Source organism: Sulfurospirillum tamanense (genome assembly GCF_016937535.1).
Classification (GTDB): domain Bacteria; phylum Campylobacterota; class Campylobacteria; order Campylobacterales; family Campylobacteraceae; genus Sulfurospirillum_B; species Sulfurospirillum_B tamanense.
Genome location: NZ_JAFHKK010000004.1, coordinates 44,518 through 66,900, shown reverse-complemented (window position 1 = coordinate 66,900; position 22,383 = coordinate 44,518). Strand labels below are relative to the sequence as shown.

The window sequence follows — 22,383 nt, the reverse complement described above, 5'->3', positions numbered from 1 at the left end:
TTATTGCACTCGTCCTACAATGAGAAGAGACTTCCCTGCCAAATCTTCGCTAATGCGAATCTCCCATCCTTCTTTCGTACTCTCAAGATGCGCAAAACGCGGTGTTTGTGCGTCGGTGTATGTTGTTGAGGATTGTTCGGTAAAAAGCGCACAATTGTTGTTCGCAATAAAGCCCCCTTGGTACACATGCGTGACGCTCTTAGTAAGGGCGTTGGCGTGAGAACCTACGAGGGTAAAGGTGCCATGGCATGGCGTGGCAGTAAACCCAGCGCCAGTGTTATTTTGAAGATTTGGGAAGGCGATGGTGGCATTGTTGCCCTCCGTGGTAAGGGTCATAACAGTGCTTTGAGGTGCCATTTTGTTGACATTGGCTGCCGTGCCTTGGAGGGTGCTTGCCTTGGGTGTCGAAGGGGTAGCACATCCTGTAAAGCCAAGCAAAGCAAGTGCGATTAGAGCGGTATATAGGGGTTTCATGATGACTCCTTAGTTTGCTGGTTTTTGTTTGATGATGCCTTTGTAAGGCCCAACTTTGTAGCGCATGCGCTCCATTCCCTCATCAGGAAACATCAATTCACCATTTTTGCCATAATATCCCATGACATCTTGGTCAGGAACACGCACTTTTGGGTCACCAAAATCAACATTACGGTTAATTTTGACAGGACGATAGTGGGCATCTTGGTTGATGAAAGCTGCTACGTCGTATGCTTCTTTATCAGTTAGAATGGGTGCGTCACCCGTTGCGCCTTTTGGCATCGTACTATAGATAAAATCCGCAGCTTTAAGAGTGCGGTACATCCCAGCCCCTGTGTTGTAAGTATCGTCCGTTCCCCAAAGTGCTGGGTTGGTGTAACCATCAAACTTTCCATTAGCATCTAGCCGTTTTTCCCCTTGGCCATTTTCTCCGTGACATACTGCGCATTGGGCTTCGTAGACTTTCGCTCCATTTTCTACATCTGCAGTGTTGTTGCGAATCATGGGGCGGTTGACCAACTTGAGTCCGCGCCCTTTGATTTTACTAGCACCCACAGGGATTCCTTGGCTTAGCCAGTGCATGTACGCTTGCATGGCTTTCATTTCATTGCTCTCAGGGGGAAGCTTGTAGCCATTCATGCTACGTTCCATACAGCCATTGATGCGTGAAGTAAGTGTACCTAAGACATCTTCACGGTTTCGGTATTGGGGAAAATTGCCGTAGGTGCCCACGAAAGGTGCGGAGTACTGCATGGTGCCAGCACCCAAGTGGCAACTACTACATGCATTGTTGTTACCCGCGTAACGCATGTTTACATCTTCCACTTCAGGGCCAATGTGGCGCCACGTGGCCACAATGAGTTGGTACCCGTACTGCACCGCTTCGCCGTATTTGGTGTCTGGCGTGATAGGCTTGGCATTGAGAGGGTCCCACAGTGGGTCGCCTTCAAAAGCAGGCAAGGCATAGTTAAGGGTGCCATTTTCCACCTCGTTGATGGTAGCGCCCTCTATCCATTGAATGGAAGGTTGCTTATACCCTCGGTTTCCGCGTTCTGCCAGTGTCCACGGCTCAAACGCCAAAGCGTGTGTACATGTAAGGCCAAATAGCACGAGGCCTAGAGTCAAACGACGCATTTTTTCTCCTTTTTAGTATTGATGTGCGATAATTCTAAATGATTTATGTCAACTTTGTGTCAAGATTTGACTTATTGTTTTAAGAAATAATTAAGGATTTGCTATTTTCACCTTACGCCCTCTTGTCTTTCTTATCCTCCTTTTTGGAGTAACTATTGCTATTAGTGTGTATGGGGTGCATACCATCAACCAGAGCATCCAGCAAGAGTCTTTGGAAAAACAAGTGGAATCTGCCCTGTGGCATGCCCAAGAAGCCATCGACTCTCAAAAGCGGGAAGCTTTGGCTTTCTCCCTTTTTCTCTCCCGAAGCCCTTCGATCAAAGAAGCGTACGCGCGTCATGATCGCGAAGCGGTGCAAAGGGCACTGGAAGCCTATTTTGATGAGGCGGCAATGGCGGGTAATTATCACGCCATGGAAGTGCAGTTTCACACGCAAACCCTTCACGCATGGGTGCGAAGTTGGGACAAAGACTCTTATGGGATGCCTTTGTCGGAGTTTCGAAAGGGTTTGGTGCATGTGAAAGAGAGCCTAAAGCCCCATGTTTCTATTGAACTTGGGAAACGCTTGAATATCAAAGCCATTGCCCCTATTCTTCTTGAGGGGAAATTTGCAGGGTCTGTGGAAGTGATTGTGGGGTTTGATACCCTCTCAGAACAGTTAATGGAAAAGGGAATCGAGTTGATGGTGTTGCTCGATAAGGCGTATTTGGAGATTGCAGAATGGGAGAGTTCAAAACACCGAATCGGGGATTTTGTCCTCATTAGCGATACCTGTCCGTGCGAAGTGACTCTTGAAGAATTCGCCCACGCGCGTGCTTTTTCGCAAGGGTTTTTAGAGGACAAGCAACGGGTGTATGGGTTTTTGCCTTTATTTAACGTGGACGCTACCCCTTTGGGTTTTTTTGGGGTCGCACTCAATAAATACGAACTTAATAAAGGCAACTTTGCTCTCGTGCGCTCTAGTGGAGCAGGTGTGTTGCCTGTGGCGCCTTTGCTTGAACAGTCCTTGCCTGAGGTGAAGATTCAATGAAAATTTTACTTTTAGAAGATGATTTTGCTTACAAGGAAACCATGCGGGAGTATTTGGAGTCGCTTGGGTATTTGGTGGATGATTTTGACAACGGCCAAGAGGCTCTTGATGCGGCTTTTTCCCAACGGTACGACCTGCTTCTTTTGGATATTCGTGTGCCGGGGATGGATGGGTATGAGATTGTCAAAGTTCTTCGCGAATACCAGATGGAAACCCCTGTGATTTTTGTGACCTCTTTGACAGACATCCACAACCTCAGCCTTGGGTACGAACTTGGGTGCAATGATTATTTGCGCAAACCTTTTGCCATGAAAGAGTTAAAATACCGCGTCAATCAGGTGCTTAAGAGTCGCTTTGAAAGCTCCAAGGGAGCGTGGGTTGCCCTAGGCGAGGCGACGCGGTTTCATTGTGAGCGTTTTGTCCTAGAGCGCGAAGGAGTGGAGGTGGCGCTAACAAAAACCGAGCAAAAGCTCATCTGTGTTTTAGCCCAGAACCTAGGCCAGATTTTAAGCCCTGAGGCTTTGCGTGAATACGTGTGGAATGGACAAGAGGTCAACGACAGCGACATCCGCATGGCGATTAAAAAATTGCGCGACAAGACCCACAAAGAGCTCATTAAGAACGTGCGTGGGCAGGGGTATGTGATTGAAAAAAAGCACTAAAAGCGCCCTTGGGTACGCCCTGCTTTACACTTTTGTGATGGTGTTTGTGACAGCTATTCCGTTGTATTCGTATGTCTCTTTGGCGCTTTCTCACGCGCAACTTCAACAAGAACAAGAACTTAAAGCGTACGCCCTGGAGGTGCAACGGGCGATTTATGGAATCGGGCCAGAGACTACAACCTTTGTGTACCCGCGCTCTTTGTTGTTTGAATCTGCTATTTTTGACAAAAACGGGAAACCTTTATTTTCGCTACTAAAGGAGAATGAAGTGGTGCTAGGGGAGGGGACGGCAAAACTAAAAGGCCGGTTAAGCCACCGCGTGTTGCTTGCTCCTAATCGCCTTGGGGCCCATTCGTTAGTGGTTTCACGCCCCCTTTCGTACACAGCGGTGTTGCTAGACGCCCTCATGCTTGTGGGCGTAGTGGGGGTGTTTGTGTTTGCTTTTTCTTTGTTGATTTTATCTCGGAGTATTCAGCCTTTTGAAGAAGCAGCGCGCCAAATGGACCGTTTTTTCAAAGATGCCATGCATGAACTGAAAACGCCACTAGGGGTGATTCGCCTCAACCTTGAAATGCTTGGCGAACACATCGGCCCGCACCGAGCGATTTCGCGGGCGAATTCGGCGTTGATTGCCCTTTCGACAATCTACGAGGACATCGAATACCTCATCAAGCACCGTCGGGTAGAGTACCGCCTTGAATCCTTTTGTGCCTCAGAAGCACTTTTAGCGCGCCTTGATTTTTTTGCCGACATGGTTGCTATGAAACATTTACATGTAACCCATGCAATCACGCCAGATGTGATGCTTTTGCTTAACCGCCAAGAGTGGCAGCGGATTGTAGATAACACCCTCTCTAACGCCATCAAATACACGCCCGCCCAAGGGAGTATCCACCTTGAGCTTTTGTGTCAAGGGGAAAAAGTCGTGTTGTGCATCAGTGATTCTGGCGTGGGGATTGCGGACACGGAAGCTATTTTTCAGCGTTACTTTCGCGGAGATGAGATTCGCGGGGGTTTTGGGATTGGGCTAAGCATCGTTAAGGAGATTTGCGTGAAAAATGGGATTGAGATTCAAGTGCGCTCAACCCCAGATAAAGGAAGCTGTTTTTGTTACACTTTTTCTGCTTTATGATTTGCTTTGTCTTGGTATATTAGGGCGTCAACGCGGATATAAACATCGCTAAAGGTGTCTCCCGTATCAAAATCACTGACTCCATAGGAAAAGGAGACAAAAAACTTTTGCTCCCCTGTTTTAAGTGGTGTGCTTTTGAGGTTTTTGTAAACAGTTGAAAGCATTTGGTGGAGTTTTTCGCTGGAATGCACAATGCTTACAATAACAAATTCATCACCCGCAAAACGCACGACGCTTACATTTTCCATTTTTTGCAACACTCTTGCGAGAACTTGGAGCACCTTATCTCCTGTTTCGTGTCCGTAAGAGTCGTTGACGGATTTAAAATCGTTAATATCTAAAAAAGCAAAAGAGCCTTTACATGTAAAGGTGTTGTCGTCTAGAAATTTTTCAAAAAGCCAACGGCGGTTAAACATTCCCGTGAGGCTATCGAGATAAATTTCATGTTGCAAACGTTTAATCTTTTTCTCCAGCGCCATTAAGTCATCTTGGATGGTATGCAGAGCTTCGTCGTCTCTATTTTCAACAGCCTCTTGGGCTTGTGCGACATGCTCTTGGAGCTCATGAGCGGATTTCTGGGTTTCTTGGGAGAGTTTTTGGATTTTTACAAGAGCGTAAGTGAGTGCTTCTTCTTTGTCGTCCTCATTGATGGTGATGCCACGTTTTTTTGCCATGGCATAAAAAATATCGCGGTAAATTTCTGGCAAAACAATTTCTAATTTTCGGATTTCTCGGATGGTGTCATCGGTGAGTTCTTGTAAGTCTTTATTCATGACGTTTCCTGATCGTAAAAATTGTAATAAGTGTGCCAACTTTGAAGTATTATAGCGCATTCCAGACAAGCTTTTGTATAATGCGCACTAAGAACACTATAAAGGTTAATGATGGATACTGTTTTTACACGTCCTATCGAAAAGCAGTTTGAGTTTGATGCATCTGTAGCGAGCGTTTTTGATGACATGGCTGCGCGTTCTATTCCTTTTTACAAAGAAAATCTTGCACTCATTGCGAGGCTTTTGTGCGCCATACTAAAAGAAAATGACACCGTAGTTGATTTGGGGTGCTCCACGGCCAACACTCTTTTAATGGTACACAAATACGCCAAAGTGCCTCTGCAACTTTACGGCTTTGATAATGCCGAAGCAATGCTTGAAATTGCTGCACAAAAAACCCATGCTTTTGGTGCAAAAATAACTTTAGAAAAAGCAGATATTACCACACTTTGCATTCCTTCAGCTGAGGCTATTGTAGCAAACTACACTTTGCAGTTTATTCGCCCTCCCAAACGTGCTTTGTTGGTGGCTTCTGTTTGTGACGCACTTACAGCAGGAGGTGTTTTTATCTTTAGTGAAAAAATTGTGCACGAGGACCCCGTGTTGAGTAAGGCAATGATTGAAGTGTATTTGGACTTTAAGCGCGAGCAAGGCTACAGTGATTTTGAAATTTCCCAAAAGCGTGAAGCGCTGGAAAATGTACTTGTGCCTTACACTGAACAAGAAAACAAAGAGATGGCATTAAAAGCAGGGTTTGCTCAGGTGGAAACACTCTTTAAGTGGGGTAATTTCGCAACATACCTTGCCAAGAAAGCTTAGCGCCAAAAAAAGGATTTTATAGCCTCAATTTCTTGGTTAAGGGTGCGTGCTCCTTCGCCACTGAGAATTTTTCCGCCCGAGAGGCCTAGAATGAGCCCCGCAATGATAGCAAACAAGGCTTTTAAAAAAGAAGAAGTTAGTGTAGATTTCATGAGAAAAAGCCACGCGAGGTGGCTTTGGTCTATTTAAAGAGCTCGGGCTTGGTGTTTTGGAGATGAGTGATAACTTTCACCACTTCCTCAAAGCCCATCTCGCCATCCTCGTCCTCCCCGAAGCATTCATCAATACCATCAAGGTACGCATCTACGGCTTTTGGGATGTCGTCTTTTTTAACGCCCGCAAAATGGAGCGCGACGCCCAGCATGTCGGCAAGTTGCATGGCCAACTCTTCGATTTCAAATTCTGCGCGCACTAATTCTTCGTTGGTTTTTTTAACATTCATGTTATTTTTCCTCGTTTTTGGAGATGATTTCTTTGACTTGTGAAAGAACCCTATCATACACAAAGCTATCTTTGAAAGTTGTTAACATTCCTCCACTCGCATTAGGGTGACCGCCACCATTGGCAAGGGCCTTGGCCATTTTGCTCACATCAATCTTGCCGCTAGAGCGAAAGCTGACAGTTTTGCGGGAAGTAACGTCCATGAAAAAATCAAAATCGGGATTTGCTGCTAAAAAATCGTTGCCCACGACAGAGACGTTGCCGATGTTGTAGGTCAAAATTCCTTTGTGGCCTTTATAGGAGATGCTCATACGTTCTTTGTAGCGTGTCAGTAAGCTTACCATGTGGCTAGAGACAAGATTGCTAAGGGTGTCATCGGGCTTATCGGCTCTAAAATAGCGTTTTTTGAGCCCATGAATAGCTTCATCTAACGCGATGTGGGGACTGGGTTGATCAAAATACGCTTGGGTACTTTGAAGCAAAGTGAGTAGATAGTGACTATTGGGCTTGGCAAACATAATGCGGTTAATTTCTCTGGCGTTTGCCACAAGTCCAAGGCCGACTTTGCCCAGTTCAAAATGGGAATCTTGGTCAAGCCAAATATCCACTGCATTTACCACATCCACAAAGCGCGACAAAGCTGTATCTGGTGTATAAAGTGCGGAAAAAAAATCATAAGTGATTTTAGTGGCACAGCGCGTGTCATCAAGCAAATACCAAGGGTGATTTTCGTAGGAATCTTGCCCGCTTTTATGGTGGTCAAGCAAGAGTAAACGCGCTTCTACTGAAGCATTTTGCAGCTCTTTTTCAAGGATTTCACATTGCTCAACCGTGAGATTTAAATCTGTGATTAAAACAAGGTTTTTAGCCGCTTTGCGTTTCTCCATCTCCTCAAGAATTTCCAAAAAGCGTTCTTCGATTTCTTTGCCATAATTTGAGTTGTAAAAACTAATATTTTCAAAATAGTGCTGAGTGACAAGTTGGCACCCATACCCATCAAGGTCAGTATGAGAAAGGTGATAAAGATGGTAAGTATTCATGGGGTTTTCCTTCGTAATGTATGCATTTATAGGCCTTCGATTTCAATGGAGCCCATGACTTCAAAAGGGGTGCTTGGGTCGATTTCGGCATGGCTCAATACCACAACGTCCAAGCCAAACTTCTCGTAAATATCCGAAAGGGATTTGCGCAAAAGCGGATCAACAATGATAACAACCGGTGCAATACCTCGCTGTAAAAGGCGTTGGGCCTCTTGGGTGGTGGTTTGCACAAGAGTGTTGATTTGTCCGATATTAAGCATCAAATCACGCATGCCATCGCGCTGCTTGAGCATATCAAGAAGACGTTGTTCAGTGGGAGCGTTAAAGGTGAGGAGTTTTAGCCGCCCCTCTTCATCCTTGTAAAGCTTGGTGATAACGCGTGAAAGCTTAGCACGCACTTGTTCAACAAGAATATCTACATTCTTAGTAATCTCCGCCACATCACTGATGGCTTCAAGAATGGTAAGCAAGTCTTTGATGGGGATGTTTTCATGCAATAAGGCTTTGAGTACTTTTTGGATAAGCCCAATACTTGCCACCCGCAAACAATCTTCTACAACTACAGGATAATCGTGTTTGAGTTTGTCCACCAAATGTTGTACTTCTTGGCGCGTGAGCAGTTCTTCGGCATGTTTTTTTACCAGTTCGCTCATGTGCGTCGAGATGACTGTGGCGGGGTCTACAGCGGTGTACCCTTTAATGATGGCATCTTCTTTCTTCTCAGGATCAATCCATAATGCATCAAGACCAAATGCTGGCTCTTTGGTAGGTATCCCTTGAACGGTATCTGTTACAAGGCCACTGTCCATGGCAAGGAATTTATCAGGGTAAATCTCTCCTGATCCTATGTCAATACCTTTGAGTTGGATTTGGTAGTGATTAGGGCTAAGGTGTAAATTATCTCGGATGCGCACTTGTGGCATTAAAAAGCCAAAATCTTGCGCGATTTTACGGCGCATACTGCGGATACGTTCCAGTAAATCTCCCCCCTGGTTGGGGTCAGCAAGCTTAATGAGCTGGTAGCCTAAATCCAATTCTAGAATTTCTAGTTTCAAGATATCTTGTAGTGCGCTTTCTTCTTCTTTTTTGATCTCTTCTGGGCTTTTCCGCGTTGCTTTTTTTTCAGATTCTTTAGCCGCCTCAGCTGCTTTTTTTGCTTCGGCCTTGGGGAGAGGTTTGGTGAGATCAAAAGAAATATTACCCTCTTTGGTTTGCTTCATTAGGTAGCCAATTCCTAGAAAAATCATCCCAACAAAGCCCAGTGAAAAGGTAGGAAGTCCAGGCACAAGGGCGAAGATGAGCAAAATAAAACCCACAATAAGCAAGGTTTTGTACTCATCAAAAAGTTGGTTAATGGCACCCTCTGCAAAGTTGGTCTCTTCTTTGCTTGCCCGTGTGATGATGATGCCAGTAGCGGTAGCAGAGATGAGGGCGGGAAGTTGTGAAACAAGGCCATCCCCGATAGTTAAAATGGTGTAGGTTTGCGCGCTGGTTGCCATGTCGAGGTCGTTTTGAAAAACACCGATTAAAAACCCGCCAATGATGTTAATGATAGTGATGATGATACCCGCGACCGCGTCACCTTTGACGAATTTACTCGAACCGTCCATGGCGCCGTAAAAGTTGGCATCTTGAATGATGGATTCGCGCCGTTCTCTGGCGGTTTTTTCATCAATCAACCCTGCGTTTAGGTCAGCATCGATGGCCATTTGCTTTCCAGGCATCGCGTCTAGTGTAAAACGCGCAGCCACTTCGGCAACGCGCGTGGAGCCTTTGGTAACGACCATGAAATTAATGAGCACAAGAATGGTAAAGACAATCACCCCAATGACATAGTTGCCACCTACGACAAATTCTCCAAAGCTTGAGATGATATCACTGACCGAATCAGGACCTTCGTGACCTTTGCTTAAAATCATCCGCGTAGTGGCAATGTTGAGCGAGAGGCGAAAGAGGGTGATGATGAGGATGAGGGTTGGAAACGTTGTAAGATCGGTGGGCTTGGGAATGTACAGCGAAATGAGAATAATGAGCACCGAGAGGGAAAGAGAAATGGTCAAAAAGAAATCGAGCACACCGCTAGGGAGTGGGACAATGATGATGGCAAGAATCGCCATAATCAAAGCAACAATAGTAAGGTCTTTAGCCCGAAGAAGAGGTTCTAAAAAGGGAGCTATAAGAGCGAGGATACTTCGCTTAGAACGTGCCAAACACTGCCTTTAATCTTTGATGATATCGTTGAGCGTCATGGTATCTAAAAAGTCATCAATTTTTGTTTGGAGCTTATTAAGAAAGGGCCAAATCTTACAAAATTCAGCACGGTTGTTGGGACAGTGACCTGGAGAGGGAGAGCATTCAAAGACATTCATAGCGCGCTTTTCGGCACATTCAATGATGTGTTTGATGGTCATTTTTCTGGCTTCTGGGGTAAGTAAGAACCCGCCGTGCGCCCCTTTGAAGGAGCGAAGCACGCCTTCTTTGGCAAGGCTTTGGAGGATTTTTGCCAAAAAACTTTTAGAAATGCCCAGTTGGGTCGAGAGGGTGTCTACATCTTGTGGCGTCTCTTTTTGGGAGATAGCAATCAAGGAGAGCAGGGCGTATTCACTCGCTTTGGTTAATAGCATCAGGACTCCTAGTGGATCTGCAAATAAGAGTATAATAGTACTAAATCTACACTGCACTTTCGTTTAAAGAAGCGACCTAATGTAAGGTTTTGAGAGAAAAGAGAGGCTAAGAAATACTTCAGCAGTTTTTTGGTTTATTTGGATAGAATACCGCTCCAAATATTACCAATCAGGAGGTCATTATGGCTTTGGATTCGGCGAAAAAACAAGAAATTGTTGCTAAGTTTGCCAAAAAAGAGGGAGATACCGGTTCTCCAGCGGTTCAAATTGCACTCATTACTGAGCGCATCAAGTATTTGACAGAACACTTAAAAGTAAGCAAAAAAGATCACTCTTCACGCTTAGGACTTTTGAAACTTGTTGGTCAGCGCAAGCGCCTCATGAAATACCTTAAACGTAAAGATTATGCAACTTTTACGACAGTGATTGCTGAGTTGGGACTTCGAGACAAATAATTTCAGGCGGCCTTTTGCCGCCCCTTCTTCTTTTTTTACCTTCCCTTACCTTCTTCTTTCATATTTTTTCCCTATCCATATAAGCCTAATATAAAAATTTTATACGTTTTTCTGCATGAAAGATATGTTTTTTTACTTTTTTTGTTGTAATTATTGCTTTATTCTGGTAGTATTTTACTTTTAGAGTGAAAGATTTGTGGTATTTAATTCAATCTAGGCTATAATCTCCACCATGAAAACGAGCGACATTTTCAATTTGCTTCACAATGCGGTGGAGTCGAAACATTTTGGCAAAAAGATTTCTCAGAAAAAGATGGCCGAGCGACTTGGGGTTTCCATGCGCACCTATCAAGACTGGAGACTTGGCAACTCGGACCCGCAAGCCGCTAAGGCTGTGTTTGAATTGCTGTGCGAGCTAGAAGATGAAGATGCCTTGCATTTAATTCGACGCATTCGTCGAGGACTAAAGGAAAAGGAATGACCCGCTTAACCAACCAAGAGCGCCAAGGACTTGACGACCTTTTCTCCTGCTTGTGTTCCAAGCCAACCCCTTTTTACCTCCGTGTGTTTTACAAACTTCGTTCGTTTTTTCTCTCTCCTTACATGTAAGGATTTTTTGCTTACATGTAGAGCCTCCTCTAGTCCTTTTTTCTAACTTTCGTTGAAAATTCCTTCCCGCGCAACACTCCTTCCAAAGATTGAGTCTATTAGACTAAAGAATCTTTATTTAAAGCATTGCATATAAACTCTTGACATCTATTCACTCAATGCTGTATAATACACCTAGCAATCAGAAAGGAAGAGTGCTAATATGCCACGAGTAAGTAAGCGCGATTTAATCCTTGACTCCATTATCAAAGCCTATTTGGAAGAGAATCTTCCGATTGGTTCTTCTGAACTTGGCTTGCGTATGCCAGGAGACATTCCCGCCTCAACCATTCGTGTCTATTTTAAAAAACTCTCCCAAGAAGGCGTACTCACCCAGTTACATGTAAGTGGGGGACGCGTGCCTACGGATGTTGCGATGAGGCAGTATTGGGAAGAACGCTTGCGTTTTGACCGACCACTCAAACTTGGCGACAAGCTTGCCCCTGCAGTGGATGCCTTTGGCTTATACTGCCTTGTGCTCTCAGCGGTGCCTTTAGCACTCCAAGAGATTGTGAATATTGAAAACCGCTATTTATTGTTAGTTTTAGGCGGCGAAGAGATAGTGTTGGGGTATTCAAGTCCCCTGGAGCGTTTTTTGACGAGCCTCATAGGCGCAACGCCAAAAGACCTTGAGAGCATTGGCACTCAGGTTGGCTTGCATGAACTACGCGACAAAGCAGCGCGTGTCAAAGAGGCAAAAGTGCTGTTTAAACGAGGAGAAATGAGCGTGTATGAAATGGCAAAAGCTGAGGAAAACCCGACCATGTTTCGCCTCTTTTTAGACCCTGGATTTCCAGATGCGCTCACCGAGGGACTTTTTTTTGAAGATTTGGTGCCAGAGGGGTACGTCGCCATGAAACACAAAGCGATTTACCAAGGTGAAGATGCGCATGTGTTTTGTTTGGGCGGCTTGTATGCCGACTATGAACGGTTTTTTATAATGACAAAGGAGGATGCGTGAGTAAAAAAAATGCAACCGATACGCCACAGGAAGAGACGCCTGTGTGTGAGCAACCACTAGAAGAAGAAAATGTCCAAGAGGTGTTAGAAACGCCCTCTTGTGAGGAAGAAGTGGTGGCACTAAAAGAGCAAGTGAGCGTTCTTGAAGACCGCTACCTTCGCGCGAATGCCGAGTTTGAAAACTTGCGCAAGCGCCTTGAAAAAGAGAAGTATCAGGCCATCGCTTATGCACACGAGCAGTTTGCGCGAGACCTTTTGCCTGTTATCGACGCCCTAGAGATCGCGGCAAATACGGGCAGTCAAGGCGACGAAGCGGCTGGCAAGATTCAAGAGGGCATTGCGCTAACGATTGAACAGTTTAAAAAATGTTTTGAAAAACACGGCGTGAGTGCAGTGAATGGCGAAGGGGAATTTGACCCCAATGTCCACGAAGCGGTCATGCAAGTAGAAAGTGAAGAACACGAGAGCGGTCAGATTGTTCAAATGTTTCAAAAAGGATATACCATTAAAGACCGCGTTTTACGGCCTGCGATGGTGAGTATTTCAAAGTAAAAATCAAAGCACCAAGGGTGCGCGGGCTCTGCGCCGAGCAGAACTCAGCGTTAGCGTAGTTTTTGGAGCTTTGCTTCAAAAGCGTATTAAAAGTAAAAGCAAGGGTGCGCGGGCTCTGCGCCGAGCAGAACTCAGCGTTAGCGTAGTTTTTGGAGCTTTGCTTCAAAAGCGTATTAAAAAATTAACTAAAAGGAAAAAACAATGGGAAAAGTAATCGGAATCGACCTTGGAACCACTAACTCATGTGTTGCAGTCTATGAGCGTGGCGAGAGCAAGGTTATTAGCAACAAAGAAGGCAAAAACACAACACCCTCAGTGGTAGCATTTACCGACAAAGGTGAGGTACTCGTAGGCGACACCGCCAAGCGTCAAGCAGTCACAAACCCTGAGAAAACTATCTACTCTATCAAGCGCATTATGGGGTTGATGAGTAACGAAGATGCGGCAGTGGAAGCGAAGAAACGCTTGCCTTACCACGTGGTTGACCGCAATGGCGCCTGCGCTATTGAGATTGCGGGCAAAGTGTATACGCCCCAAGAAATCAGCGCAAAAGTACTCATGAAACTCAAAGAAGACGCGGAAGCGTTTTTGGGCGAGAGCGTCACCGACGCGGTTATCACCGTGCCTGCGTACTTCAACGATGCGCAACGTAAAGCGACCAAAGAAGCAGGAACCATCGCGGGACTTAATGTGCTTCGTATCATCAATGAGCCAACAGCGGCGGCACTTTCTTACGGACTTGACAAAAAAGAAGCCGAAAAAATCGTTGTCTACGACTTGGGCGGCGGGACTTTTGACGTGACCGTGCTAGAAACTGGCGATAACGTGGTCGAAGTTTTAGCTACTGGCGGTAACGCATTTTTGGGTGGGGACGATTTTGACAACCGCCTCATCGACTGGCTTATCAAAGAGTTTAAAGAAGCCAATGGCATCGACCTTAAAAACGACGTGATGGCACTCCAACGCCTCAAAGAAGCGGCAGAAAACGCGAAAAAAGAACTTTCAAGTGCGAGCGAAACGGAGATTAACCTACCGTTTATCACCGCGGATGCAAGCGGCCCAAAACACTTGGTCAAGAAACTTACCCGCTCCAAGTTTGAAGGGATGATTGAAGATTTAGTGCAAGAGACTATCGACAAAATCAACGCGGTTGTCAAAGATGCCGATTTGACTAAAAATGAGATTCAAGAGATTGTTATGGTGGGTGGTTCTACCCGCGTGCCTTTGGTGCAAGAGCGCGTAAAAGCGGCTTTTAGCAAAGACCTTAACAAGTCTGTGAACCCTGATGAAGTAGTCGCCATTGGTGCGGGGATTCAAGGTGCGGTTATTAAAGGCGACGTGAAAGACGTGTTGCTTTTGGACGTTACGCCTCTGAGCCTTGGCATCGAGACCTTGGGTGGCGTGTTGACCCGTGTTATCGAAAAAGGCACGACCATCCCTGTGAAAAAGACCCAAACGTTCTCTACTGCTGAAGATAACCAGCCTGCGGTGACCATCCACGTGCTTCAAGGGGAGCGTGAGTTTGCCAAAGACAACAAGTCTTTGGGACAGTTTAACCTAGAGGGCATCCCGCCAGCACCACGTGGTGTGCCACAAATCGAAGTGGTTTTTGACATTGACGCTAACGGTATCTTGACTGTATCGGCCAGCGACAAAGCTACCGGCAAAGCGCAGGAGATTAAGATCACGGGTAGCTCAGGGCTTGATGAAGCGGAAATTGAAAAAATGGTCAAAGACGCAGAAATGCACAAAGAGGAAGACAAAAAACGCAAAGAAGCGGTTGAGACACGCAACCAAGCTGACGCGCTAGCACACCAAACGGAAAAATCCTTAGGTGAGATTGGCGAAGCCATCAGTGCCGAGGATAAAGCAGCCATCCAAGGTGCGCTTGATGCCCTTAAAGAAACGCTTAAAAACGAAAACGCGACCAAAGAAGAGATCGACGCGAAGGTTAAAACACTCACAGAAGCCAGCCACAAGCTTGCCGAAGCGATGTATAAAAAAGACCAAAACCCTAACGCTGAAGCTTCCAAGAAAGAAGCCAAGAAAAAAGACGACGACGTCATCGACGCCGAAGTCGAGTAATGCTCCACGCTTACATGTAAGGAAATCCCTTACATGTAAGCCTTCCTTTAACCTACTCCTGTTTTGTTCAAATTTTACAAACATGCTATGCTTCCAAATATCAAAATAGCCTGCAAACTAATTCAAAGGAGTATTTATGCACGTCCACGAAGCAATCAAGAAACGTAAATCTATTCGAGCATTTTTAGATAAAGAGGTTCCTTTGGAGCTTGTTGGGCGTATTTTAGAGCATGCAAAACAGACCCCTTCTAGTACCAACATGCAGCCTTGGAGCGTGTGTGTGGTTGCAGGAGAGGCAAAAAAAAAGCTAGACCAAGCACTGCTTGGTGCCTTTGATGCAGGTGTGCAGCCAAGCCCTGATTACCTTTATTATCCCAAAGAGTGGGCTGAGCCTTATAAGGGCCGTCGTATTACAATTGGGGCGCAAATGTATGATATTTTGGGCATCAAAAGAGAAGATAAGGCAGCACGTATCAAACAGTGGCGTGCAAACTTTGAAGCTTTTGGGGCGCCTGTGGTGTTGTATTTTTTCATGGATAAAATCCTCAAGGGGGGTTCTTGGCTCGATTATGGGATGTTTTTGCAATCTGTCATGCTCTTGTGCGTGGAAGAGGGGCTAGGGTCTTGTTCCATGGGCTCTTTGGCAGAATATCCAGACATTGTGCGAAAAGAGCTGGGTGTGGAAAGCGAAAAAATTTTACTGTGCGGGATGGCAATTGGTTATCCAGATACACGTGCACCCATTAACTCTCTTGAGACTCAAAGAGAGCCTTGGAGTGCTTTTACAACTGTTTACATGTAACGTATTTTCCAACCGAGCATAAATCCACCTTATGAAAAAAGCAATTTAAAAGCAGCTGTGGTACTATAGTGCTTTTAGGAGTGGGTATGAAACAGCCTGTGAGTCTTATTCGCCTTTTAAGCCTTCAGATTTTAACACTTTTTGTGGTGTTGGCTGTGGGTAGTGGTGTATTGGTTGTTTATGGCCTGAATGAAACGTTTAAAAAAGAGAGCGCTAATCTGAAAACGACCCTCTTGAATGAGCAAAAGGCTTTGCTTCAAGAGGAGGTTTATCGGGCATTGGATTATGTTCGTGTGGAGCATTCTCGCATTATCCGCTTTGCCAAAGAGGAGCTTTTGCGCGAAAGCTTGCAACTTCATTCCATGATTGAGTCCGCCTATTTTTCCCTTGACCGCGAAACCCTTCGGGCAGGCTATGTTGATGCTTTTTTACTTCAAATTGTTCGTGCCTACAATACCCACTCCTTTGTTGAGTTTGCCATTACTTCTACTGAAGGGGTGGGAATTTTTCACCCAAAAGACTTACATTATGAAGGAAATGATTTGCGTGATTTGCGCGATCATCAACAAACGCGCGTTGTGAATGAAGAGCTTGGTATGATTGCTATAAGCGATGGAGGGTATCTTTCGACGTTTTGGAAAGACGGGGAAGAAGTGCGTCAAAAAATTACGTTTATTAAGCGGTTTGATGTAAAAAATTGGTATTTTACCGCCAGTATCTATTTGGATGAATTTTCCAAAAAAATTGATAAAAACCTTTTTGAGCACCTCTCTAGCCGCCGTTTTGGCGGAAGAGAAGAGGGGCATTTTTTCATCAATTCGTTTGAGGGAGACTTGATTATTTCCAATGGAAAGGTGTTTAATCCAAGGCCAAACGTCTGGGATATGGCCGATGCAAACGGCATTAAAGTAGTCCAAGAAAACAGCCGCATTGCTCAAGAAAATGAGGCAGGAGGTTTTGCTACTTATGCGTGGGAAGATGAAAATGGAAAACTGTTTTCAAAAGTTTCCTTTGTGGCTAAAATCCCCCATCGCGATATGTTTATCGGAGCAGAAGTGAATTTGGATTATATCGATGCGATTATTGCAAAACAACGCACCTTACTAGAGAATCAAATTACTGAACGCATTATGATGATTATTGCAATTTTTATTCTTGCTGTTATTGTTCTTTTGCTTTTTGTGGCATATTTGGCTAGGCGCACCAAAACCAACATTCAGCTTTTTTTCAATACTTTTAAAAATGCAGCCAACGAACAAGTGGAAATTCCTGAAAATGCTTTAAGTTTTAGTGAGTTTCAACTCCTTGCAGATGGTGCCAATAGGCTTATTGGTAAACTCAAGAGGCAACAGCAAGAAGCCTATTATAGTGCCAGTCATGACTATCTCACAGGACTTCCTAATCGCCTTTTGTTTTACGATCGTCTGGAATTGGCGATTGGCAATGCAAAACGTGCACAAGATAAAATTGCAATCGTGTTTATGGATTTGGACCACTTTAAGCGCATTAATGACACCTTGGGTCATGATATAGGAGACGAAGTGCTAGTTCAAGTTTCCAAGCGTCTTAGTAAGGTCATTCGAGAAACAGATACGCTTGCACGTATTGGGGGTGATGAATTTGTATTTATTTTAACCAATATTCCCAAGGATGAAATCGTACATGAAATGATTAACCGTATGATTCGCGTGGTCAATAAACCTTTACATGTAAAGAAGCAAACCATTAGAGTCGGGTGCAGCTTAGGAATTGCTTTTTATCCAGAAGATGGCACCGATAGCGACACCCTTTATAAAAATGCTGACATTGCTATGTACGAAGCCAAGAGCAAAGGACGCAATAATTTTCAGTGCTTTAATGCCAAGATGGAAGCAAGTTTGCACGGTTTGCTACAACTAGAACAAGAGATTTCAAAAGGGATTAAAGCGGGCGAATTTGAGCTTTATTATCAGCCTAAAATCAAAACAGATAATGGTCTTATCGTTGGTGCAGAAGCCCTGTTGCGGTGGAACCATCCAACACGAGGGGTGCTTTCACCTGATGCGTTTATTGGGGTAGCGGAAGGGTCTTGGCTTATTTACCCTCTTGGTGAGTGGGTTTTAGAGAATGCCTTAAGCCAGCTGTTGCGATGGCAAAAACGTGGTTGGAATCTTACGGTCGCTATTAATCTATCGGTCAAACAAATCGAAAATCCACATTTTATTGATGCAGTTGGAGCGTCGCTTCGGCGTTTTGGTGTTTCTCCGCATTTGGTGGAATTTGAAATTACAGAGAGTTTTTCAGCAGAAAATGAGCAAAACATCCAAGCTTTACATCAGCTAAAAGCCTTGGGTGTGCATATTGCCATTGATGATTTTGGAACAGGGTATTCGTCTTTGAGTTACCTCAATAAGCTGCCCATCGACACCATCAAGATTGACCGCTCTTTCATAACCCATATGCTGGAGCACGAAGATCGCTTGGCGTTGGTAAAAGTTATTTTGCAAACAGCTAAAATTTTAAACTTGCAAACAGTTGCCGAGGGTGTGGAATCAAAAGAGGAGTTGGAGATGCTTCAGTATTTAGGATGCTGTTGTTTTCAGGGGTTTTATTTTTCAAAGCCCGTTCCATTGCCCCGTTTTAATTCATTGGTGCTTGGCAATCAGTAGCCGTGAAGCCTTTTGAGTTCACGGCATATTGTGTAAAAAAAGAAGTTATTCAACAGACTCATCATTTGGTTTAAACTTAAAGTTTTTTTCCATAGAAATAGCCTCGTCGCGCCCATAGACAATGATTTCATTGTCGGGTAAAAGCTTTTGAGCATCGATTTTGTTTGGGTAATCCACATGGGTGAGGATGTATTTCATAAGATTGATGCGCGCTTTTTTCTTGTCGTTGCTTTTAACAACAGTCCACGGGGCGACTTCAGTGTGGGTGTAGTTTAGCATCATGTATTTGGACAAAGAATATTCATCCCATTTTATCTGAGAGTATTTGTCTACTTCAGAAAACTTGTATTGTTTGAGTGGATCTGTTTCGCGGGCTTTAAAGCGTTTGGCTTGCTCGTCTTTGCTTACCGAAAAGTAAAATTTAAAAATTTGAATCCCAGAACTTGCTAGCATGCCCTCAAATGTGGGTGCATCTTTCAAAAAAGCATGGTGTTCTCGCTCGGTGCAAAATCCCATCACAGGTTCCACCATGGCACGGTTATACCAACTGCGGTCAAAAAGTACAATTTCGCCTGCGCTTGGCAAGTGTTCTACGTAGCGCTGAAAATACCATTGGGTCCGCTCTACGTCTGAGGGCTTTTCAAGCGCTACAATCCGAGCCCCCCTTGGATTAAGATGTTCGGTGACGCGTTTGATAGTGCCGCCTTTTCCTGCTGCGTCGCGCCCTTCAAAAATCATGAGCACTTTTAGGCCGGCTGCTTTGACGTGGTATTGGAACTTTAAAAGTTCCACTTGAAGCATGCGCAGCTCTTTGCCGTATTTTTCATCACCACTGCCTTCTCTTCTGTCGAGTTTTTCAGTAACGCAGGATTGGTCATTGTCCTTTGATGCCTCTTTTTTCTCTTTTTTTCCCATGGCAAGCCCTTTGTGAGGAATTTGACTCATCATACCTTTTAAGGGATGAATTTTCCTTAAAAATAACCAATTTTGATGTTTGTTTGTCTCTACGGTGGAAATTAGTACACCACTCGCCCAAAGAAAGGCGAGCGGTATGAAGCGTTTAGCCTACGCAGCGGTCTACTAGGTAGAAGAGGTTTCGGTAGGGAAGTTCACTGGCTTCAGTAAGACCTATTTCGCAAGGTTTTCCAGTAGAAAAGGCAAGCTTTGTTCCTGCTGGAATATAAGGCTTAAGGTGGCGGAGTGCTGCTTTGTTGAGCTCTGGATAGTTCCATCCTCTGTCTCCCGCCCAACCGCAACATCCTACATCTTCAGGGATGGTGACTTTGGAGCTGCATATTTTGGCAATGTTTTCTAGTTTGCTAAAGAGGCCTGCTTTTCGCGTGCTACAAATAGCATGAACAAGAATGGGTTCGTCAATTTGCTTGATGGGAAGTTTTTCAAGTAAAAAGTCATGAATAAATTCAACAGGGTCATACATTGTTAGCCCAGTTTCAAAGTACGTACGTGTTGTTTTGGTGCACGAGCTCATGTCGCACACGATAGGGTATTTGCCATTTTCGCTTGCTTTGTTGAGCTCTGCTTCAAGTTCTCTAGATTTTTGCAACCCTTGTTCAACGTAGCCTTTACTTGAAAATGCCATACCACAACAAAGAGGCTTGAGGTTTTGAGGGATGATGACCTCATACCCTGCTTTTTCTAAAAGTCCGATGATTATTTCATCCACCTCTTTTTCTCCCTTAGATGGCTTTGGATTTCCCATGGTTCGATTGAGACATGAAGAGAAATAAACGACTTTGTCTTCTCGTCCAAACTGTTTACGTGTATCTTTGAAAGCATGTCCGCCAGGAAGGCTTGCTGACCAACGCGGAAGCTTTCCACCACTTAGCTTTGAGACACCTGCACTCATTGCGTTGACAAGACTGTGAGGAATGATATCTGTGGCCACTTTAACAACGCTAAGAACGGCACGGCCCCCACCCAATACGCCTGCATAGTTGTTAGCGATAAAGGTTGCATTTCTTCTGTATGCAGGGGTAAGCAGTTCTGTTCTCCTTTGTTTTATCAAGGCACCTGTATCTATACCGACAGGACAAGCTAGGGAGCATAATGAGCATGTTGCGCAAGTTTCAACATTGGGGTATATCATCAATTTTTTGAACGCCTCGTAGCCTTCCATGTCATTTCTATTTTTTAAGGTTTGTGCGTAGCGAGTGGTCGTAATTCTCTGTCTTGGTGTAGTCGTCAAGGTGTTGGAAGGGCAGAATGGTTCACAAAAACCGCACTCAATACACTTGTCAATAAGGTCATTGGTAATGGGTAATGCTTTAAAGTTTTTAAGGTGCCCTTTGGGGTCTTTGTTGATGATGACATCGGGATTAATGATGCCTTTTGGATCAAAAATGTCTTTTATCTCTTTCATAACCTCATACGCATCTGTTCCCCACTCAAGCTCTACAAATGGAGCCATGTTGCGTCCTGTGCCGTGCTCCGCTTTGAGGCTTCCGTGAAATTTTGTAGCAACAGAATCAGCCACATCTTGTAGCATATTTCCAAATCGCTCGACTTCTGCAGGATCACTCATGTCTGGCGTAAGGATAAAGTGCACGTTTCCATCAAGAACGTGACCATAAATAACCGCATTCATGTAGCCATTATTTTTGAGGATTTCTTGCAACTCCAAGATGCCATCTGTGAGAGTGTGCATAGGGTAAGCAACATCTTCAATGATACACGCTGTTCCTTTGGGCCTGTTTGAGCCTACTGTGGTAAAAATACCTTTTCTAATGTGCCAGAATTTACCGTATTCTGCGGGGTCTTTTGTGAACTGGATAGGCAACTCCGGTTCAATGCCTTTAATTGCCTCCATGACGATTTCAATATTTTTATCTAGGGTTTCTTCATCTTTTTCTTTGATTTGGACAAGAAGTGCTGTTGCGCCCTCGCTGAGGGTTTTCAAAAATGCGGGCATGCCCTCATTGTCTTCAACGCAACGTAATGCTTCGCGGTCCATTAGTTCCGCTTCATCTAACTCTGAATCACACTCTTTGGTACGCGAGTTGCAGCGTGTGCGCATGAGGCCAACAGCATCTAGAGCGTCTTTCATACTTTTAAAAATCATCAGTGCGCTTGCTTTGTGCTTTTTGTCAACGATGGTTCTAAAGGTAACTTCTTTAATAAAACCCAGTGTTCCCTCGCTACCAACCAGCAAGTGTTGAATGATTTCAATGGGGTCATCAAAGTCAACCAAAGAGTTTAGTCCGTAACCACAGGTATTTTTGATTTTAAATTTTCTAATAATCTTTTCGCGCAAGGCTTTGTTGTCGTTCACTTTTTTGGCCAAGGCACTTATTTTTTCAATCATCCCTTTGTGACTTTTCTTAAACGACTCAATGCTCTCAGGAGAGCCCGTGTCAAGTTCTGTGCCGTCTTCAAAGATAATTTTCATGTATTGCAAGGTGGTGTAAGAGTTTTCAAGCGTACCGCAACTCATCCCGCTGGCATTGTTGGCTACAGTGCCACCAATCATGGCAGAGTTAATACTTGCCGCATCTGGACCAATGATTCTTCCAAATGGCGCTAAAAAAGCATTAGCTTTTGTAGCGATAACAGCAGGCTCCATGGTGATGAGTGAGCCATCGTCGTTGGTACTCATTTTGTTCCAGTCCCGCGAGGTGGTAATCAGCACAGAGTCAGTAATACACTGGCCGCAAAGACTTGTTCCTGCCGCTCTAAAGACATAAGGTAAGGAAAACATTGAGCATGCTTTCATAATCTTAGCAACTTCTTCGGACTTTGTAGCTTGGACAACAATTTTTGGTATTAGTCGATAAAGTGAGGCATCTGTGCCGTAGGCATAGGTGTAAAAGGGGTCTGTGAATATTCTCTCTTTGGGAATAAACTTTTGCACTTCCTTGTGAAATTCAAGATAAGAACCTGTTAACATGAAGCATCCTTTTTGGAGAGTTTTGATTTTTTAAAAAATACTTACATAGATATTTTAGTTAATTTGTATAACAATAGTATGACAAGCTTGCAACTAAGTTGCATTTCTTGTTTTTGCGATACATGTTTTCCCTAAACACGCCAAAGGTGCCGTTAAATTCTTGAAGTTTAGTGTTGATTTACGTTGCTTGTGTACAATGT

22 protein-coding genes are annotated in these 22,383 nt (G+C 44.4%); 12 read left to right on the top strand and 10 right to left on the bottom strand.

Going from position 1 to position 22,383, the window contains the following annotated elements; translation table 11 throughout:
- Window positions 1–474 carry a hypothetical protein gene (locus JWV37_RS03195; protein ID WP_205458215.1) on the bottom strand — a complete coding sequence of 158 codons (474 nt, stop codon included), beginning with the start codon at window positions 472–474 and terminating at the stop codon, window positions 1–3.
- 9 nt (window positions 475–483) lie between these two features.
- On the bottom strand, window positions 484–1,608 hold the full coding sequence (locus JWV37_RS03190; RefSeq protein ID WP_205458214.1) for a c-type cytochrome: 1,125 nt from the start codon (window positions 1,606–1,608) through the stop codon (window positions 484–486).
- 175 nt (window positions 1,609–1,783) lie between these two features.
- Between JWV37_RS03190 and JWV37_RS03185 the strand changes: the two genes are divergently transcribed.
- From JWV37_RS03185 to JWV37_RS03175, 3 genes are read left to right on the top strand one after another with little or no spacing between them, the layout of a single operon-like run.
- On the top strand, window positions 1,784–2,638 hold the full coding sequence (locus JWV37_RS03185; protein WP_205458213.1) for a cache domain-containing protein: 855 nt from the start codon (window positions 1,784–1,786) through the stop codon (window positions 2,636–2,638).
- Window positions 2,635–3,300 carry a response regulator transcription factor gene (locus JWV37_RS03180; protein ID WP_205458212.1) on the top strand — a complete coding sequence of 222 codons (666 nt, stop codon included), beginning with the start codon at window positions 2,635–2,637 and terminating at the stop codon, window positions 3,298–3,300. Before JWV37_RS03185 ends, JWV37_RS03180 begins: the two co-directional genes overlap by 4 nt.
- On the top strand, window positions 3,284–4,432 hold the full coding sequence (locus JWV37_RS03175) for a sensor histidine kinase (RefSeq protein WP_205458211.1): 1,149 nt from the start codon (window positions 3,284–3,286) through the stop codon (window positions 4,430–4,432). The genes JWV37_RS03180 and JWV37_RS03175 overlap by 17 nt, the downstream gene beginning before the upstream one ends.
- Here JWV37_RS03175 and JWV37_RS03170 read toward each other — a convergent pair.
- Window positions 4,411–5,205, bottom strand: coding sequence for a GGDEF domain-containing protein (locus JWV37_RS03170; RefSeq protein ID WP_205458210.1), 795 nt, complete (start codon window positions 5,203–5,205; stop codon window positions 4,411–4,413). The genes JWV37_RS03175 and JWV37_RS03170 overlap by 22 nt on opposite strands.
- A 108-nt stretch (window positions 5,206–5,313) precedes the next feature.
- On the opposite strand from JWV37_RS03170, the gene cmoA reads away from it, so the two are divergent.
- Complete coding sequence (cmoA, locus tag JWV37_RS03165) at window positions 5,314–6,024, top strand: carboxy-S-adenosyl-L-methionine synthase CmoA (RefSeq protein ID WP_205458209.1); 711 nt, start codon at window positions 5,314–5,316, stop codon at window positions 6,022–6,024.
- Here the strand turns inward: cmoA and JWV37_RS03160 are convergent.
- From JWV37_RS03160 to JWV37_RS03140, 5 genes are read right to left on the bottom strand one after another with little or no spacing between them, the layout of a single operon-like run.
- The gene (locus JWV37_RS03160) at window positions 6,021–6,176 is read right to left on the bottom strand and encodes a hypothetical protein (protein ID WP_205458207.1); all 156 of its coding nucleotides are present in this window, start codon (window positions 6,174–6,176) and stop codon (window positions 6,021–6,023) included. The two genes, cmoA and JWV37_RS03160, sit on opposite strands and share 4 nt — an antisense overlap.
- A gap of 29 nt (window positions 6,177–6,205) precedes the next feature.
- Window positions 6,206–6,466, bottom strand: a complete 261-nt coding sequence (locus JWV37_RS03155) for a hypothetical protein (protein ID WP_205458205.1) — start codon at window positions 6,464–6,466, stop codon at window positions 6,206–6,208.
- Window position 6,467: 1 nt separating this feature from the next.
- Window positions 6,468–7,505, bottom strand: a complete 1,038-nt coding sequence (locus JWV37_RS03150; RefSeq protein WP_205458204.1) for a DHH family phosphoesterase — start codon at window positions 7,503–7,505, stop codon at window positions 6,468–6,470.
- 26 nt (window positions 7,506–7,531) lie between these two features.
- Window positions 7,532–9,715, bottom strand: coding sequence for a flagellar biosynthesis protein FlhA (flhA, locus tag JWV37_RS03145; protein ID WP_205458203.1), 2,184 nt, complete (start codon window positions 9,713–9,715; stop codon window positions 7,532–7,534).
- Window positions 9,716–9,724: 9 nt separating this feature from the next.
- Entirely contained in the window at window positions 9,725–10,129 is a 405-nt protein-coding gene (locus tag JWV37_RS03140; protein ID WP_205458202.1) for an RrF2 family transcriptional regulator, read from the bottom strand.
- 182 nt (window positions 10,130–10,311) lie between these two features.
- Here JWV37_RS03140 and rpsO point away from each other — a divergent pair, with 182 nt between their 5' ends.
- The 8 genes from rpsO to JWV37_RS03105 all read left to right on the top strand — a co-directional run bounded on the left by rpsO (window position 10,312) and on the right by JWV37_RS03105 (window position 18,279).
- The gene (rpsO, locus tag JWV37_RS03135; RefSeq protein ID WP_205458201.1) at window positions 10,312–10,584 is read left to right on the top strand and encodes a 30S ribosomal protein S15; all 273 of its coding nucleotides are present in this window, start codon (window positions 10,312–10,314) and stop codon (window positions 10,582–10,584) included.
- Window positions 10,585–10,816: 232 nt separating this feature from the next.
- The gene (locus JWV37_RS03130; protein WP_205458200.1) at window positions 10,817–11,065 is read left to right on the top strand and encodes a helix-turn-helix domain-containing protein; all 249 of its coding nucleotides are present in this window, start codon (window positions 10,817–10,819) and stop codon (window positions 11,063–11,065) included.
- A complete protein-coding gene (locus tag JWV37_RS12790) occupies window positions 11,062–11,193 on the top strand; it encodes a hypothetical protein (RefSeq protein ID WP_275898336.1) in 132 nt (43 codons plus the stop codon). The genes JWV37_RS03130 and JWV37_RS12790 overlap by 4 nt, the downstream gene beginning before the upstream one ends.
- A gap of 202 nt (window positions 11,194–11,395) precedes the next feature.
- Window positions 11,396–12,193, top strand: a complete 798-nt coding sequence (locus JWV37_RS03125; protein ID WP_205458199.1) for an HrcA family transcriptional regulator — start codon at window positions 11,396–11,398, stop codon at window positions 12,191–12,193.
- Complete coding sequence (gene grpE / locus JWV37_RS03120; protein WP_205458198.1) at window positions 12,190–12,744, top strand: nucleotide exchange factor GrpE; 555 nt, start codon at window positions 12,190–12,192, stop codon at window positions 12,742–12,744. The genes JWV37_RS03125 and grpE overlap by 4 nt, the downstream gene beginning before the upstream one ends.
- A 201-nt stretch (window positions 12,745–12,945) precedes the next feature.
- Window positions 12,946–14,829: a molecular chaperone DnaK gene (dnaK, locus tag JWV37_RS03115; RefSeq protein ID WP_205458197.1), complete on the top strand. Its 1,884-nt coding sequence runs from the start codon at window positions 12,946–12,948 to the stop codon at window positions 14,827–14,829.
- 136 nt (window positions 14,830–14,965) lie between these two features.
- Window positions 14,966–15,631: a nitroreductase family protein gene (locus tag JWV37_RS03110; protein WP_205458196.1), complete on the top strand. Its 666-nt coding sequence runs from the start codon at window positions 14,966–14,968 to the stop codon at window positions 15,629–15,631.
- A gap of 86 nt (window positions 15,632–15,717) precedes the next feature.
- Window positions 15,718–18,279, top strand: coding sequence for a bifunctional diguanylate cyclase/phosphodiesterase (locus JWV37_RS03105; protein WP_205458195.1), 2,562 nt, complete (start codon window positions 15,718–15,720; stop codon window positions 18,277–18,279).
- A gap of 45 nt (window positions 18,280–18,324) precedes the next feature.
- Here JWV37_RS03105 and ppk2 read toward each other — a convergent pair whose 3' ends face one another.
- Window positions 18,325–19,224, bottom strand: a complete 900-nt coding sequence (gene ppk2, locus JWV37_RS03100; RefSeq protein ID WP_369407644.1) for a polyphosphate kinase 2 — start codon at window positions 19,222–19,224, stop codon at window positions 18,325–18,327.
- Window positions 19,225–19,339: 115 nt separating this feature from the next.
- On the bottom strand, window positions 19,340–22,183 hold the full coding sequence (locus JWV37_RS03095; RefSeq protein WP_205458194.1) for an FAD-binding and (Fe-S)-binding domain-containing protein: 2,844 nt from the start codon (window positions 22,181–22,183) through the stop codon (window positions 19,340–19,342).
- Window positions 22,184–22,383: the final 200 nt, after the last annotated feature.